The following is a 15239-nucleotide window of genomic DNA, read 5'->3' on the forward strand; positions in this document are numbered from 1 at the left end:
CGGCCGGCGCCTACTACCGCACGCCGTTCCCGGTCCAGCCCATGAAGGCGATCGGCGCCATCGTGGCCACCCAGGCCGCGCATATATCCGCCATCACCCCCGCCGCCATTTACGCCGCCGGACTGACGACCGGCGCAATCTGGCTGTTGCTGGGCCTGACCGGCGCGGCAAGCCGGATCGCAAGGCTGGTGGCCCGACCGATTGTGGTCGGCATCATCCTGGGGCTGGGCATGGGCTTCATGCTCGAGGGCGTGAAAATGATGGCGGATAACTGGCTCATCGCGGCCATCGGCTTTACGGGCACCCTTTTGCTGCTTACCAATCGCCGCATTCCCGCCATGCTGCTGCTGTTGCTGTTCGGGGTGGCCTGCGGGGCAGTCCTGAACCCCGACCTGCTGCCCACCCTGACTGCCACCCCGGTGGGCTTTCGCATGCCGAACATCACCTTGCTTCACATTGGCTGGTCCGACCTGCTGACCGGCGCCGTCCTGCTCGCCCTGCCACAATTGCCGTTGACGCTGGGCAATGCCGTCATCGCAATCCGGGAGGAAAACAACCGCCTGTTCCCGGATCGTCCGGTTACCGAGAAAGGTGTGGCCGTCTCGACGGGAATTCTCAACCTATTCGGCGCATCGGTCGGCGGCGTTCCCATGTGCCACGGCGCAGGCGGCATGGCGGGCCACGTCGCCTTCGGCGCGCGCACCGGCGGGGCGCCGATGATTCTGGGCGCCATCCTGTTGCTGGTCGCGCTGTTCCTGAGCGGGTCGGTCGAGGTGATGCTCAAACTGTTTCCGCAGGCGATACTCGGCGTGATTCTGTTCATCACCGGGGCCCAGCTGGCGCTCGGCTCCTGCGATTTCAGCAAGGACAAAGGCGAGCGCTTCGTCACCCTGGTCACGGCCGCCTGGGCGATCTGGAACGTCGGTATCGCGTTTGTGGTGGGCATCGCCTTATGGCAGATTCTCAAGCGTGGATGGCTGCGTCTCTAATGGCCTGCCGATCAACCGTCTTCTTGGCGCACCAGACTTCATGTCCGTCAGCAAAGCTGGTGCCCGGCGTAGTGATACGGATAAATTCCGCATAGAAAAAAGGGGGTGCTGGATATGTTTCGTGACTTGAACAACAATCCGGTACAAAACCACCAATAACTCAAAACGCCTTATGTTCGACATCAGCCACGAAGAGCTGCAGGCCGCCCACCAGCAACTGGAACAGGCGATCTATAACCACGAACAGTGGTACAAGGACCTGATTCGATCCGTTGTCTGCCGACTTCCGCATGACCATCGCGACTTGGCAAAGGATGCGCATCATCATTGCCGGTTTGGTCAGTGGTATTACGGAAACTCGCCCGAGGCGCTGCATCACCATCCGGCGTTTATGGCCATGGAGGCCGAGCATGAAAGAATGCACAAGCTCGCGGCGCGTCTGCTGATAGCGGCTGAAGAGACTACACCGATCGATACGGCCCTCTACGACAATTTCGCCAACTCCCTCGAGCGCCTGCGTCTGCAGATATACTCCCTAAACCGGGAGATCCGCGATTTTCTTTACAATCGCGACTCCCTGACCGGCGCCGAAAGCCGCTTGGCCATGCTGGCCAAGCTACGCGAAGTGCACGAGCTGGCAAAACGCAATGTGCAGAAGTCGTGCATCGTGGTGATGGACCTGGACCACTTCAAGGAAATCAACGACAGCTATGGTCATGTCATCGGCGATCGCGTCCTGGTCGCGACCGTAAATTATCTGAAGGCCAATCTGCGACCGTACGACACCATTTATCGCTACGGCGGTGAAGAGTTCCTGATTTCCATGCCTTCCACCGATATTCAGACCTGCTTCAAGGTCGTTGAACGGCTAAGAGAGGGGCTGGCCGTCACGACAATGGCCGAATCCAGCCAACAACCGATATTCATGACCGCCTCCTTTGGCATCGTGGAACTCGAATCGGATACCAGCGTGGAAGAATCCATAGACCGTGCGGACAAGGCCATGTACGCCTCAAAAACCTCCGGCCGGAACCAAAGCAGGATATGGGATCCATCGATGACGATGCCCAGTACGCGGCCTTAGGCAAAAACAACATCAACTCCTGAACGGGATCGACGCTCAGACCTCAATCAGAAAAGGCTCAAGGGCTATGGTTAATAGCCGGCACAATACGCCAGGTAAGATGAACAATACCGGCAAACCCTTATGAAAATAATCGAAATCGCCACCGAGCCGGGCAATACGGATACGGTGAAAAGCATCGCCGAACAATTCGAAGCCGTCGATCAGTGGATCGGCCCCGAAGGGGCTGATGGACGACAACTGATCCGCTTGCTGATCAAGGACGAAAGCACTCAGCAGATTCTCGATGCCTTACAAAGTGCACTAGGTAGCGCAGAGAGCGCCCGCATCGTTTTACTCGAGGTGGAAGCCGTTCTGCCACGACCGGAAATTGACGAGGACGAGGCCGAAAAACGTTCCATCACAGCTTCCCGTGAAGCGCTGTACGAGGAGATAGAGAAAAACGCGCATCTTAATCGTAATTTCGTAACGCTGGTTTTTCTCTCCACCATCGTGGCCGCCATCGGGCTGCTGGAAAACAACCTGGCCGTAGTGATCGGCGCCATGGTGATAGCCCCGTTGTTGGGCCCCAACCTCGCGCTGGCTCTGGGTACCGCCTTGGGCGATACCCATCTCATGCGCCACGCTGTGCTTACCAACCTGGCGGGGCTGGCCCTGGCGGTCGGCATGTCGGTGCTGATCGGGCTCCTGTCGCCGATCGACACCACCAGCCACGAACTGGTCAGTCGCACCAGTGTGGGAATGGATTCCGTCGCCCTGGCCCTCGCTTCGGGCGCGGCGGCGGTACTTTCCATCACCACCGGACTGCCTGCGGTGCTGGTCGGCGTGATGGTGGCCGTCGCCCTGCTGCCCCCGGCAGCGACCTTCGGCATCATGCTCGGCTCCCAGCACTACGGCATGGCCATCGGTGCCGGCATCCTGCTGGCGGTCAATGTGGTGTGCGTCAATCTTGCCGCGAAACTCGTGTTTTTGATTCAAGGCATCAAACCACGCACCTGGATCGAGAAAAAGAAGGCGCGCCAATCCATGACGATTTATATCGCCATCTGGATTATCTCGCTGCTGATCCTGATCGGATTGATTTACATTCGCCAGTAGTGAGGGCGTCTATATAGTGAAAAGGACAGAGACATCCGGGGATCGGAACATGGATAAAGATATTGGACTTGCCGACGCCGTGAGAAAGGCCTGCCTGGAAGCCGCGCTCGAATCCTACGAACAGGCGGGTATGAGCGGATTGTGCGAAGAGGGCCGATGGGAATGCGCCGCGGATGCGATACGCTCACTGGACTTGGGCGCGGTCGTGACCCAGTTCAACAAACGTAACGGCAGCGATTGAATGCCCCGTCGCGAGTCCGCTGTAAAATTTTTTCTGTCTTCATATTACTCACATATTCTGTACGTATTATCAGTAGCCGTGATTTTCATAAATCACGAATCTCCTGCTATTTAAGTCTCCCCGCCAATCAGGCCGCAGTTTTCCCGCCGCCGCACCCACATCCATTAGCATTTCATAAATCAAGAATCTTATTGATTGCTTCTAAATCAAGTCTTGGTTGAGCCCAACCGGTGTGATAGATAAACGCCCGCACGTTGTTCGAGAGCAACCCGCTGAGGGTTCTACCCGCCTTTAACCGGCCTCCTCGCAGCAGCGAGACCTGTCAGTTCAATTGAGCGCAGCCGATCCTGCGCTTTTCCCAACCCAGGTCATCAAACAGATTTTCCACGTCATGGTGGATGTACGCCGGTCATGTACCGGCTGTGCTTCATCGCGCGTGAATGCGGCACCGCGCCCCGCTCAAAAACAAGATGGCGCGGAGACATCCAAGGAGCTTCCCTGCCCAACGTTGGACGGGCATGCATTTACAACCGATAGAGGAGCGAGCAGTTAATGAAACTCACCAAACTGGCGGGGGCGCTGGCCGTTGCAGGCATCATCACACCAGGCCTGGCCCTGGCCACCAATGGCTATTTCTCACACGGCTACGGCATGAAGGCCAAAGGCATGGGCGGCACGGCGACCGCCATCGCCGATGATGCCTTCGGCGGTGCTAACAATCCCGCAACCATGGTCTTTGCCGGCAGCCGCCTGGATATCGGGCTCGACTGGTTTAGTCCCCACCGAGACATCTCCCGTTCCGGTTCCACCACACCGGGCGGCGATCTGAACGGTTCCGCAACCAGCGGCAGCAACAATTTCCTCATCCCTGAACTGGGCTACAACCGGATGCTGAATCCGAACATGTCGCTCGGTATCACCATCTACGGCAACGGCGGCATGAATACCGACTACCCCGGCGGCCAGATCGCCGCGGGCAACGCCACCTGCGGCGCGTTCAATCCGTCGAGCAGCGGACCGTACAACATGCTGTGCGGTTCGGGGCGTCTCGGCGTGGATCTGACCCAGCTCATTGTTGCTCCGACCTTTGCCTTCAAGATCAACGACAAGAACGCCATCGGTATTGCGCCCCTGTTCGGCTTCCAGCAATTCCGTGCCGAAGGTCTGCAGGCCTTTGCCGGCTTCTCCACTGATCCCAGCCATGTGAGCAACAACGGCTACGACACGGCCACCGGCTGGGGTGCGCGCGTAGGCTGGTACGGCAAGCTCAGCGATCGTGTATCGCTGGGACTGGCCTATGCCAGCAAGATCGACATGAGCCGCTTCGATAAGTACCGCGGCCTGTTCGCCGACAACGGCAAACTCGACATCCCTTCGAACTGGGATGCCGGTATCGCGGTCAAGGCCACCTCCGCCCTGACCGTTGCCGTCGATTACCAGCACATCAACTACAGCGAAGTGCCGGCCATCAACAATCCCAGCACCAACGGCAATCCCGGGTATACCAATACCCTGGGCGGCAGTAACGGCCGCGGCTTCGGCTGGAAGGACGTGGATGTGTTCAAACTCGGCCTGGAGTATCAATACAGCCCGAAGTTGACCCTGCGCGGCGGCTACAACCACGGCAACAATCCGATCCAGGCGCGTGACGTGACCTTCAACCTGATCGCACCGGGTGTCATCGAGGACCACCTGACGCTGGGCATGACCTACCGCCCCGCCATCAACTCAGAAGTGACGGTGGCCTATATGCACGCCTTCCAGAACTCGGTGTCGGGCAGCAGCCTGTTCAACACCTGGACCGGCAATACCGCCGGAACGGAAAAGCAGCAGATGTACGAGGACTCGCTCGGTATCGCCTACGGGCTTAAGTTCTAAGCTCAGAGACGCGGCAACGTGTTGCAAAGAGGCCGGGTGATCCCCGGCCTTTTTGTTTGGCGGAGACGACTGCATGGATGCAGGAGATAGAGCAACGCAGGGAGCAGTTGCCGAGGGAGGCCGCTCTCGGCATCCTGCCTTCCGCGGCACTCGCACATCCATGTGCGTCGGGATTGGGTCGCTGACGCTCCCCGTTTCTCGGCCTGCGGCCTCGTGATCGAACCTCTTTTTGAATATCGAGGGTTCGAACCCCAATCTCAAAAACAAAAAAGGCCCCACAAGGGGGCCTTTTCGTTTTTGGCGGAGAGGGAGGGATTCGAACCCTCGATACGGGGTTACCGTATACACACTTTCCAGGCGTGCTCCTTCAACCACTCGGACACCTCTCCGGAAACCTGGAACTGCATGGGCTGTCGGATATTCCCAACAGACCCTAATCTCGGAGCACGCTGGCGTGCTCGTTACTCGGGCGTCCTGCCCTCGCCCCTCGCGGGGCCGCCCTACGGGCGTTCCGGATGGCTCCCGGCAATCCGGTCAACCACTCGGACACCTCTCCGGAAACCTGGAACTGCATGGGCTATCGGGCATGCCCGACGCCTCAAACCGGAATTCTGCGGGCTCTCCAGGCCAGAAGCCCTTCCGGCGCCCAGAAATCCCGGGGCTCCCCTGAACGGGACGCGGAAGGTTACCCCAGATCGGGGTGGCTGTAAATCGGAGCCGTGCATCCCGGAGGTGGGTCAAGTAGAATATTCGGCTCCAGAGAGGTACTTGAGCCGTATGAAGCAGGCCCACAGCGAGCTGCTGGAGCAGCTGAGCCGAAACAGCACCCCCTACCACGACCCCCTCGCCCGGGTGAACTGGGACGCCTTGAGCCTGGATCAGTTCTGGCTGCCCGAAGAGGCCCTGAGCCTGTACGGCATGCCGGAATACCGGGGCTTCTCCGAGGACCAGAAGCTGGCCCTGTCCCACTATGAGTTCATCAACTTCATCGAGGGGGCGCTGTGGCTGGAAAACATTTTCATGGAGCGGATCAGCCGCGCCATGCGCGCCATGAGCCATGACATGGCCCGCGCCACCTACCGTCTGCACGAGCTGCGCGAAGAGGCAGGGCACAGCCTGATGTTCCTGGAGCTGATGCGCCGTTCGCGCCTGCCCCTGCCCCGTACCCGCTTCAGCCGCCCGAACCTCGCCAACCTGCTCGGCCGCTACGCCCCGTTTAATTCATCGGCCTTCTGGATCGCCGTACTCATCGGTGAAGAGGTGCCGGACCGGATGAACCGCCTCATCCGCAAGCACCGTGCGGATATCTCACCCACGATCTACGACATGATCACGGTGCATATCATCGATGAGGCACGGCACATCGCCCATGCCCGCGAGTCGCTGGAGGATCTGCTGGCCGACATCCCGGCCTGGCGCCTGAAGCTCTATCAGCCGGTGATCAATACTGTGTTCAGCCAGTTCGTCGACGCCTTCTATTTCCCGGCGCCGCGCATCTACGAACTCGCCGGTCTGCAGGACGGGCGTCACTGGCGGCGGGCCGCCAGACGCAATTCGCACCGGGTCACCTTCGTCGACGACTGCGTGTCTTCCGCCCTGCGCCAGTTGCGCCAACAGGGCGTGCATCTCGACTGGCGCTGAAGCGCATAAAAAAGGCACCCGGGGGACGGGTGCCAATCAAGGAGTCACACTACTGAAGAAGCAAGGGCACGCTGCAATGGCCACAGGATTCTTGCAGGTACATCCTTGTCTTCTGGATACCAATATACGCAGACAAGCTGAAAGTAAGCTGAATGCGGTTCAGCGTACCGCATAAAAGCAAACGCCCCGACCAGCGGGGCGTTTGCGGCAAATCCCTGAAGGATTCAGGGCATCAACGGCCGCGGGCCATGGTGGCGGCGTCATCGGCACCGCTGTCCACCGAATCCCGCATGTCGGACACGGTATCCACGTCATCCCGTGCGGAGGCTGCAGCTTCCTGAACATAGTCAGTGAAGGCTTCATTGTCCCCCAGGGTGTCGATCCGGGTGTCGTGCGTATCGTTAGGCATGTTCGCCCAACCTTCGCCCCAGATGCTATTGTGGTCGGCCCAGACGGCGGGGGCCAAACCCATGGCACCCAGCAGAACAACAATCGAAAGCTTACGTGATTTCATGAATACCTCCTTACGTCGTTGATTCATGACGCGAGCAGGTTAATGCAGGTAAGCTGAACACAAACTGAAGGTTAGCTGAACGTAAACTGAACGTCGGGAACTTCATTTCGAGACGGATGGTCCGCCATCTACCGCCTCATCAATACGGAGCAACCAATGACATCACCACAGGATTTGCGTCAGGACATCATGCAGCGCACCCAGGGCGCGCTCAGCCTGAACCTCGCCTTCGTCGGCGTGGTCGACGGTCTGTTCGCCGCCCTGCAGAAACTTGGCGAAGCCGACCCGCAGGCGCTGGCGGCGGCCAGCCACATGGATGCCGGCTACGTCACCCGCTGGTGCGACGCCGCCTATGCATTCGAACTGCTGGACATGCCCGATGACGGCCGCTTCTGCCTCAGCGATCTGGGGCGTGCCTTCTTGACGGAAACGCCCGGCACGCTGATGCCGTTCGCGGTGCAATCCATGCTTTCCGCCCATATGACCGAACGGGCCGCCGAACTGATGCGCAGCGGGGAACGTCCGGGGGAAAAGGTGCTTGCAGAGCGGGAGACCATCCTGCCGTGGTTCGGCCCCATGCTCGAATACCAATTCGGCCCGCTGCTCGAAAAAGAAATCCTGGAGCGGGTGCCGGTATTTCGTAAAGTCGATGCCGAAGGCGGCGTCGCGGTCGACCTCGGTTGCGGCAACGGCTGGTACCTGCGCCGTATGGCCAAACACTTCCCTCATCTGCGTGGCGTGGGCATGGACGGTTTCGATGAAAACATCCAGCAGGCCACGCGGCTCGCCGAGGCGGAGGGGCTGGCCGACCGGATCAGCTTCACCGCCGGCGACCTCAACCACTTCAGCATCGACGAACCGGTCGATCTGATCGCCATGAACCGCGCGCTGCACCACGTCTGGGACCAGAAGGAGAATGTCTTTCGCATCCTGCGCGAACACCTGAAACCCGGCGGCAGCGCCGTGATCTGGGAACCTAACTGGCCTGCGGAACGCTCGGCCCTGAGAACGCCGGGCACGCGCGCCATGGCGTTCCAGAACCTTTCCGAACACGTGCAGGGCAATCACTTCCTGCGCCCGGAAGAAGTCGTCGCGCAATTCGAAGCAGCCGGCATGCAGGCCGAGGTCTACCAAGTCGCCGATGGACGCGACATGGTCGTCACCGGCACCCGCCCCCGGGACTGACCACTCCTTACCCGCCTCCGACCATACCGGTCGGAGGCGGTATAGGTCCCTTTGCGCCAAAAACCCTAGATTCCGTGTACAGATACTGCTAAGAATGGCCGTGGGCTGGTACGCAACATAATTACATTTGACTCTCATACGGCAACTCATCCTGCTCGCAGTATTCGTCGGGCTGTCGGGATGCTCTCAACCGACCGAACCGCTGCGAGTCGGCAGCAACGCCTGGCCGGGATATCTGGGCCTCTACTATGCCCGCGATCTCGGTTACCTGAACCCCGAGCGGGTTCGGCTGATAGACTTCGACAATACCGGCGACACCCTCCGCGCCCTGCGCAATCACGATATCGACGCCGCCGCCATCACGCTCGACGAAGTCCTGCAACTCGCTGATCACGGTCAGCAACCGCAAATCATCCTGGTTTTCGACATCTCCAACGGCGCCGATACGGTGCTGGCAAAACCGGGTATTACCCGTCTGGCACAATTGCGTGGCAAACGCATCGGCGTACAGACCAATGCGCTCGGCGCCTACATGCTTGCCAGACTGCTGGCACGGGCCGGATTGACGCCGGAAGACGTAGTGATTATCAATCTGCCTACCGAGGCATTGGGGCGTGCCTATCGCCAGAACGAAATCGATGTGGCCATCACCTATGAGCCCTTCCGCTCCGAGTTATTGACCGAAGGCGCACGGGAAATCTTTTCGAGTAGAGATATCCCCGGAGAAATCGTGGATGTTCTCGTTGTCAACAAACGGACCCGGATCGAGAAAAGCCACGAACTCGAACATCTCGTCGACAGTTATTTCAAGGCGCTCGCTGTGATCAGACGGAACCCGGAGACAGCGGCGGAACATCTCAAGGCGCGCACCGGCACATCGACCAACGAGGTCCTGAGTGCCTGGAAACTCATGGAATTGCCCGATCGGACGAAAAACAGTCAACTGATGGAAGAAAGTCGGAATGGGCTGACAGCTACAGCGCAACGACTGGAACAGGTCATGCTGACCCACGGGCTACTGCGGCAGAAGGTTGAAATCGCCCCGATGATTTATCCACAACTGATCAGGGACACGGAGAAATGAGTTTGATCTTTCCGTTGCGCCGGGTCATTCCCCTGGCGTTGTTCCTGACGAGCCTGCCTCTTGCCGCCCTTACCTATTATTTTCAGGTAGCCCAGGCCGAAAAGCATATCGATCGGCGTCTGCTGCAGGAGGCCGCCCAGGCGGGAGACCAAGTGGCTACCCGGATCCGGCAGGATTTGAGCAGCTCGGACTGGAACGCCGCACGTGACAGCCTGCAGATGATTGTCCCTATGCGGGAGGTACGCTGGGCGGTTCTGGTCGACAACCATCACCGGGTCATCCTGAGCACCGACTACCGTCTCATCGACAAACCGCTGAGCGATATGCCGAATGCCCCGCCGACATCGCTGATAGAAGCCGCACAGCGGTCGCTTACCGCGCAAACAGCCCAAAACAGCAATCGTTCGCTGACCTGGTCCATTTACCCCCTGCGTCTCCCCTTGCAGCGTGGCGAGTTGCGCTCGCAGCGTATCGGCGCAGTCATTCTGACACTCGACAGCCTGCCACAACGCGACGCCGCCAAACGCGAAGCACTGTCGCACGCGTTGCTCAGTATTGGCAGCATTCTGCTGCTCGCCTTCCTGGTCTGGCTCTATTTGCGGATTTTCGTGCTGCGGCGCATCGAAATATTGACCGCCGCCGCCCAGTCCTCAACCGGAGGCAAACACGAGCTCCCTCAAATTACCGGCCGGGATGAAATTGCCGAACTTGCACGGCATTTCACCGCACTTGCCGGTGAGCTCGACAAAAACAACCAGACGCTGCGCGCCATCTTCGAACAGAGCTTTCAGTTCACCGGCATTATTTCCCTGGACGGCTTGGTCAGGGATGTCAATGAACTGGCGCTCAAATTCGCGCAGGCACGCCGTGAAGACGTCATTGGAAAACCCTTCTGGGAGACGCCCTGGTGGACGCATGACGTCCAGGAGCAACAACGGCTGAAAAACGCCATTGATGCGGCCCGTCAGGGCGAACATATCGCCTACGAGACGACTCACCTAGGGCCGGATGACAAACTGCATTATGTCGACTTTTCCCTCAAACCCATTCTGGGCTCGGACGGAACCGTAAAAAATCTGCTCGCGGAAGGACACGACATCACCTCGCGCAAGCTTGCCGAAGAGCGCATCCGTCGCCTCAATGCCCTTTATTCCACTCTGAGTTACACCAACCAGTCCATTGTCCGCCTCAACTCGGCGAACGAACTGTATCCCGAAATATGCCGCATCGCCGTAGAACATGGCGGATTGAAAGGCGCCTTCATCGGCCTGATTGATCCGGAGACGAACCTGGTCTCGGCCATTGGCAGCTATGGCGTGGCCGACGAGTACGCCAAAGATCTAAAAATCTCGATCGATCCATCCATTCCCGAAGGACAGGGCCCCACGGCAAAGGCCTTGCGTGACGGCCGGCCGTACATCTGCAATGATTTCCTGGCCGACCCCAACACCCAACCCTGGCGGGAACGCGCCACCGCAGTCGGCATCCGCTCTTCCGCCGCCTTTCCACTCTTTCAGGCCGGCAAAGTCGCCGGGGCATTGAACCTGTATGCCGGGGAAACCGATTTCTTCACGGGAGAACTGCTCAGGCTGCTCGAAGAGATGGTCCTGGACGTCTCATTTTCTCTGGAAAATCTCGCGCGCATCGAGGAACTGAACCTGGCAGCCTCAGTATTCGATAACAGCCGGGAAATTATCATCGTCACCGATGCGCAGTCGAACATCATCAAGGTCAACAAGGCGTTCACCGAGGTGGCCGGCTACACCCCCGAAGAAGTCATCGGACAAAACATCAGCATGTTACGCGCAGGCACCGACGACTCGATATATCACAGCGTAAACGAGGCATTGAACGAAACCGGCTATTGGCAGGGAGAGCTTTGGAACCGGCGCAAGGACGGCGAATCCTATCCTGTATGGATGGCGCTTACCGCCGTCAAGAACGACGAGGGAGCGGTGATGAATTACATCTCCATCTCCCTGGATATAACCGAACACATGGAGGCGGAAGAGCGGATCCGCCATCTCGCCTACTACGATCCGTTAACCAACCTGCCCAACCGTACTCTGGTCAGGGATCGCGTCGAGCAGGCACTGGTTCAGGCCGAACGCGATCGGCACCAAATCGCAATGCTGTTCCTCGATCTGGACCATTTCAAGAACGTCAACGACTCGCTCGGTCACGCCAAAGGCGACCAGCTTCTAGTCTCCGTGGCGGAACGACTACGAACCATCGTACGCCGCGTCGATACGGTCGGACGCCTGGGCGGAGACGAATTTCTCATCATGCTGCACGACAGCAACGCCGACATCGCGGCACATATCGCTCAAAAGATTCTGGACGTTCTCGCCACCCCGGTATTCATCGATGGGCATGAACTCATCATCACCGGAAGCATCGGCATGGCGCTGTTCCCGCGCGACGGCCACCACTTCGACGAGTTGCTGCAGCACGCCGATGCGGCGATGTACAAGGTGAAAGAACTCAGCCGCAACGATTACTTCTTCTTCACGCCCGAGCTCAATGCCTCGGTGTTCGAGCGACTCACGCTGGAAACCGGTCTCCGGCGCGCCATCAAGAACAACGAGCTTCTGCTTCACTTCCAGCCGCAAATCAACATTGCCAGCGGCCGGATCACCAGCTTCGAAGCGTTGCTGCGCTGGCATCATCCCGAACTGGGTATGGTCCCCCCGGGCAAATTCATCCCGGTTGCCGAAGAAAGCAGCCTTATCAGCGCCATCGGCGCCTGGGTGCTGTATGAAGCCTGCCGCCAGAACAAGGTCTGGCTAAACAAGGGACTGCCAGCCACGATCGTCGCGGTCAATGTCTCGACGCGTCAGTTCGTGATCAGCGATGTGTTCGAAGCCGTCAAGAACGCCCTCGATGCCACGGGCCTGCCCCCCGATCTGCTGGAACTCGAAATCACCGAGAGCCTGCTGGTGCAGGACATGGAAAACACCCTGACGGTGCTGCATCGAATCAAGAACCTGGGTGTCCATATCACAGTGGACGATTTCGGCACCGGCTACTCGAGCATGGCGTACCTGAAACGCTTCCCCATCGAGCGCCTGAAAATCGACCAGTCTTTCGTGGAAGACCTCCCCGATTCCGCCGACGACCTTTCGATCGCATCCGGCATCGTCCATCTGGGACACAGCCTGGGCATGTCGGTGGTGGCCGAAGGGGTCGAGACACAAGCCCAGCTGGAAACCCTGCGGGAGATCGGCTGCGACCAGGCCCAGGGCTATCTGTTCAGCCAGCCGCTGCCTCCCGACGACGCCGAGGCCACCCTGCAGGACAACGTGGCAGAGTCCTGAGCCCCATTGCCGGCTTATTCATTGAATAAAACCCGACCTAGGGATTGTCGGGATCACAACCACCCGACCTGACCCAGACCCCCTTTTCGCAACGCAGCAGCTCGCCGCTGCCGCTGCAGACGAACGTGCCGTGCGCATAGGCCGTGCTGTTGAAATAGCAGACCGGCAGTTCATCCGTCTCCTGCGCCAACACCTCGAAATCCTCGTCCGTCTCTTCCATGATCGGGGAATTCCTCAACTCGGGGTCGGGCGCGCCGACGGAGCGTGTTGCGGGTTGTTTCGCCATGACGTTTCCCCCTTAGTTCAGGCCACCCATACACCAGTGGCCAGCACCGGCGCTACTCGACCTTGATGCTGCGCCGTTTCGATTTCGCGACCTTGGGTATTGCCAGCTCCAGCATGCCGTCCTTGAAACTTGCCTTGGCCTTGGCGGAATCGACATCGCCGGGCAGCGCCACCGTACGCATAAAACTCCCACGCGTGATTTCACAGCGATAGAAATCACCTTTTTCTTCCTTTTCCTCTTTGCTGGTAGAGGCCTTGATGGTCACGGTATTTTCCGTCACCGAAACGTCGAGGTCCTTTTTCTCGACCCCGGGCAGTTCCGCGCGCACCACGATTTCATTGTCACGGTCTATGACATCGACCCGCGGCAGCCTTGCGGACGGCATGGCCGCCTCGGCCCAGGATGGCCATTCCCAACGGAACGGACGCATCCAGCCGCGCGGCATCCACGACTCGAACATGCGGTCCAGTTCCTCGAAAGGCGACGGAGCGCGCATGGGAGGCGTTGGCTCGGCCTGTGCACCCTTGCTGACGGGAACCGTTTTTTCTTTGCTTTCTTTGGCCATGTTCATATCCTCCATGTTATGTGCACACAACAGGGCAACGGTCTGAGCCGTTGTATTCCATACTATTTGTAGACCATATTTGGCACCCCACAAACCGCGGGCTGCCGGTCTTTTGACCGATGTCAGAAACCCCGGATCGCAGATCCAGCCTGGAAACCACGGCCCACCGATGCCGCAAACGCCCATTCAGGACATGCTGAACCGGATTCGCTGGGATCCGGATTACGGCCGTGCCGAGTTCGTCATCGGTTACTACGACCGGATCCTGGACCGGGTCGTCACCGTGCCGCTACGGGAAATCACCTTCCCTGCGGACAGCCATTTTGTATTCGAGCTCACCGACGATGAGGGCCGGGTGCACAGCATTCCGCTGCACCGGGTGCGCGACATCCATAGAAACGGGGAGCTTATCTGGCATCGGGAACCACATTGATCCGGGCCTGATCCAACCCGATCTCCCACCGGCCCGCGCCGGTCTCGGCGCAGTGGAAACGCTGTCCCGTGAATTGCGCGATCACCATGAGGTTGGTACGGGTATGCCGCGTCGGCGGCAAGCTCGTAAAACGGCCCGAACCGGAGAGGGAAACCGGTAACAGCAGCTGATCGGCCAGATGTTCACCGACCGGCACCCCGGCATCCAGATAGCGCCGGACCCCGGCTGCCACACCCTGCGCCACCGTCTCGGCGGGCACCCCCTTTTGTCCGATCGCAGTGAACACTTCGGTAACATGCCGGCTTTCGACCACCACGTTCACCGCGTTGCCCGGGCCGAATGCGTCATCGGCCTCGACGATCGACGTCTGGTTCGCGGACAGGCCCAGGTTTTTTTCCAGCACGCCGAGTTCACGGATGGCGATATGGCGGGGAAGATGAGCCAGCAAGGCTGTCGCGTGCATGACCGAAACGTCACCCCGCTCCCGAAGCTCCAGCGACTGCAGCACCGAAGCGGGCGCCACCCGTACCCCGACGATGCCTCCGCCGCGTGGATAAAAGCCGGGGCGTTCGAGCTGTGCATCGACGCGCGGCCCCATCCGCTTGATCAGGGGCAGGAACGCGCGCTGGATGAACTCGAAGGAAGGCGCCAAGGGATTGTGCGTGCCGCCCACCAGCACCAGCGCACTGGGCTGGGCGCAGGTGAGCAGCGCAGGCAGGATGGTTTGCAGCACCAGCATGGTGCTGCCGGCGGTGCCGATATCGAAGCGGTAATCGCCACCCGAAACCGAGCCGGGCTCGAAAATCAGTTCCTGCGAATGCGGTTCGGCGCCCCGGGTTTTGGCCTGCCCCACTGCGGCTGCGGCCTTCACGGCGGCCAGATGCTGTGGCTGCAGGCCCGGCCGACTGCGCCGGGACCGGATAC

The 15239-nt window shown here is 59.5% G+C and carries 14 protein-coding genes and 1 tRNA gene; 10 read left to right on the top strand and 5 right to left on the bottom strand.

Translation table 11 applies throughout. From position 1 onward, the window contains the following. From P8Y64_10145 to P8Y64_10165, 5 genes are all read left to right on the top strand, one after another. On the top strand, nucleotides 1-989 hold a 989-nt coding region (locus P8Y64_10145), incomplete at its 5' end, for a putative sulfate/molybdate transporter (protein MEJ2060831.1). 172 nt (nucleotides 990-1161) lie between these two features. After that, nucleotides 1162-2073, top strand: a complete 912-nt coding sequence (locus P8Y64_10150; protein ID MEJ2060832.1) for a diguanylate cyclase — start codon at nucleotides 1162-1164, stop codon at nucleotides 2071-2073. Between the two features lie 123 nt (nucleotides 2074-2196). Beyond that, on the top strand, nucleotides 2197-3171 hold the full coding sequence (locus P8Y64_10155) for a TIGR00341 family protein (protein ID MEJ2060833.1): 975 nt from the start codon (nucleotides 2197-2199) through the stop codon (nucleotides 3169-3171). A gap of 49 nt (nucleotides 3172-3220) precedes the next feature. Next, nucleotides 3221-3412, top strand: coding sequence for an acetyltransferase (locus P8Y64_10160; GenBank protein ID MEJ2060834.1), 192 nt, complete (start codon nucleotides 3221-3223; stop codon nucleotides 3410-3412). A 552-nt stretch (nucleotides 3413-3964) separates the two neighbouring features. Further along, nucleotides 3965-5290: an outer membrane protein transport protein gene (locus P8Y64_10165; GenBank protein ID MEJ2060835.1), complete on the top strand. Its 1326-nt coding sequence runs from the start codon at nucleotides 3965-3967 to the stop codon at nucleotides 5288-5290. A gap of 298 nt (nucleotides 5291-5588) precedes the next feature. Here P8Y64_10165 and P8Y64_10170 read toward each other — a convergent pair. Continuing rightward, nucleotides 5589-5679 (bottom strand) — tRNA-Ser (locus tag P8Y64_10170). Nucleotides 5680-6067: 388 nt separating this feature from the next. On the opposite strand from P8Y64_10170, the gene P8Y64_10175 reads away from it, so the two are divergent. Further along, a complete protein-coding gene (locus tag P8Y64_10175; GenBank protein ID MEJ2060836.1) occupies nucleotides 6068-6931 on the top strand; it encodes a diiron oxygenase in 864 nt (287 codons plus the stop codon). 232 nt (nucleotides 6932-7163) lie between these two features. Here the strand turns inward: P8Y64_10175 and P8Y64_10180 are convergent, their stop codons facing one another. Further along, a complete protein-coding gene (locus P8Y64_10180) occupies nucleotides 7164-7445 on the bottom strand; it encodes a hypothetical protein (protein ID MEJ2060837.1) in 282 nt (93 codons plus the stop codon). Nucleotides 7446-7601: 156 nt separating this feature from the next. Between P8Y64_10180 and P8Y64_10185 the strand changes: the two genes are divergently transcribed. The 3 genes from P8Y64_10185 to P8Y64_10195 all read left to right on the top strand — a co-directional run bounded on the left by P8Y64_10185 (nucleotide 7602) and on the right by P8Y64_10195 (nucleotide 13031). Continuing rightward, on the top strand, nucleotides 7602-8630 hold the full coding sequence (locus P8Y64_10185; GenBank protein ID MEJ2060838.1) for a class I SAM-dependent methyltransferase: 1029 nt from the start codon (nucleotides 7602-7604) through the stop codon (nucleotides 8628-8630). 127 nt (nucleotides 8631-8757) lie between these two features. Then, nucleotides 8758-9714: an ABC transporter substrate-binding protein gene (locus P8Y64_10190; GenBank protein ID MEJ2060839.1), complete on the top strand. Its 957-nt coding sequence runs from the start codon at nucleotides 8758-8760 to the stop codon at nucleotides 9712-9714. Beyond that, nucleotides 9711-13031: an EAL domain-containing protein gene (locus P8Y64_10195; GenBank protein MEJ2060840.1), complete on the top strand. Its 3321-nt coding sequence runs from the start codon at nucleotides 9711-9713 to the stop codon at nucleotides 13029-13031. The genes P8Y64_10190 and P8Y64_10195 overlap by 4 nt, the downstream gene beginning before the upstream one ends. Nucleotides 13032-13068: 37 nt before the next feature. Here the strand turns inward: P8Y64_10195 and P8Y64_10200 are convergent, their stop codons facing one another. Continuing rightward, entirely contained in the window at nucleotides 13069-13317 is a 249-nt protein-coding gene (locus P8Y64_10200) for a hypothetical protein (GenBank protein MEJ2060841.1), read from the bottom strand. A 52-nt stretch (nucleotides 13318-13369) separates the two neighbouring features. Then, nucleotides 13370-13882 carry an Hsp20/alpha crystallin family protein gene (locus P8Y64_10205; protein MEJ2060842.1) on the bottom strand — a complete coding sequence of 171 codons (513 nt, stop codon included), beginning with the start codon at nucleotides 13880-13882 and terminating at the stop codon, nucleotides 13370-13372. Nucleotides 13883-14051: 169 nt separating this feature from the next. Between P8Y64_10205 and P8Y64_10210 the strand changes: the two genes are divergently transcribed. Then, nucleotides 14052-14315, top strand: coding sequence for a DUF504 domain-containing protein (locus tag P8Y64_10210; GenBank protein MEJ2060843.1), 264 nt, complete (start codon nucleotides 14052-14054; stop codon nucleotides 14313-14315). On the opposite strand, the gene rtcA is transcribed toward P8Y64_10210, so the two are convergent. Continuing rightward, on the bottom strand, nucleotides 14290-15239 hold a 950-nt coding region (rtcA, locus tag P8Y64_10215; protein MEJ2060844.1), incomplete at its 5' end, for an RNA 3'-terminal phosphate cyclase. The genes P8Y64_10210 and rtcA overlap by 26 nt on opposite strands.

The organism is Gammaproteobacteria bacterium, assembly GCA_037388465.1.
Taxonomy (GTDB): domain Bacteria; phylum Pseudomonadota; class Gammaproteobacteria; order SpSt-1174; family SpSt-1174; genus JARRKE01.

Coding starts and splice junctions, on each gene's coding strand:
- P8Y64_10150 (MEJ2060832.1), top strand. CDS start 1,162: ATGTTCGACATCAGCCACGAAGAGCTGCAGGCCGCCCACCAGCAACTG.
- P8Y64_10155 (MEJ2060833.1), top strand. CDS start 2,197: ATGAAAATAATCGAAATCGCCACCGAGCCGGGCAATACGGATACGGTG.
- P8Y64_10160 (MEJ2060834.1), top strand. CDS start 3,221: ATGGATAAAGATATTGGACTTGCCGACGCCGTGAGAAAGGCCTGCCTG.
- P8Y64_10165 (MEJ2060835.1), top strand. CDS start 3,965: ATGAAACTCACCAAACTGGCGGGGGCGCTGGCCGTTGCAGGCATCATC.
- P8Y64_10175 (MEJ2060836.1), top strand. CDS start 6,068: ATGAAGCAGGCCCACAGCGAGCTGCTGGAGCAGCTGAGCCGAAACAGC.
- P8Y64_10180 (MEJ2060837.1), bottom strand. CDS start 7,445: ATGAAATCACGTAAGCTTTCGATTGTTGTTCTGCTGGGTGCCATGGGT.
- P8Y64_10185 (MEJ2060838.1), top strand. CDS start 7,602: ATGACATCACCACAGGATTTGCGTCAGGACATCATGCAGCGCACCCAG.
- P8Y64_10195 (MEJ2060840.1), top strand. CDS start 9,711: ATGAGTTTGATCTTTCCGTTGCGCCGGGTCATTCCCCTGGCGTTGTTC.
- P8Y64_10200 (MEJ2060841.1), bottom strand. CDS start 13,317: ATGGCGAAACAACCCGCAACACGCTCCGTCGGCGCGCCCGACCCCGAG.
- P8Y64_10205 (MEJ2060842.1), bottom strand. CDS start 13,882: ATGGCCAAAGAAAGCAAAGAAAAAACGGTTCCCGTCAGCAAGGGTGCA.
- P8Y64_10210 (MEJ2060843.1), top strand. CDS start 14,052: ATGCCGCAAACGCCCATTCAGGACATGCTGAACCGGATTCGCTGGGAT.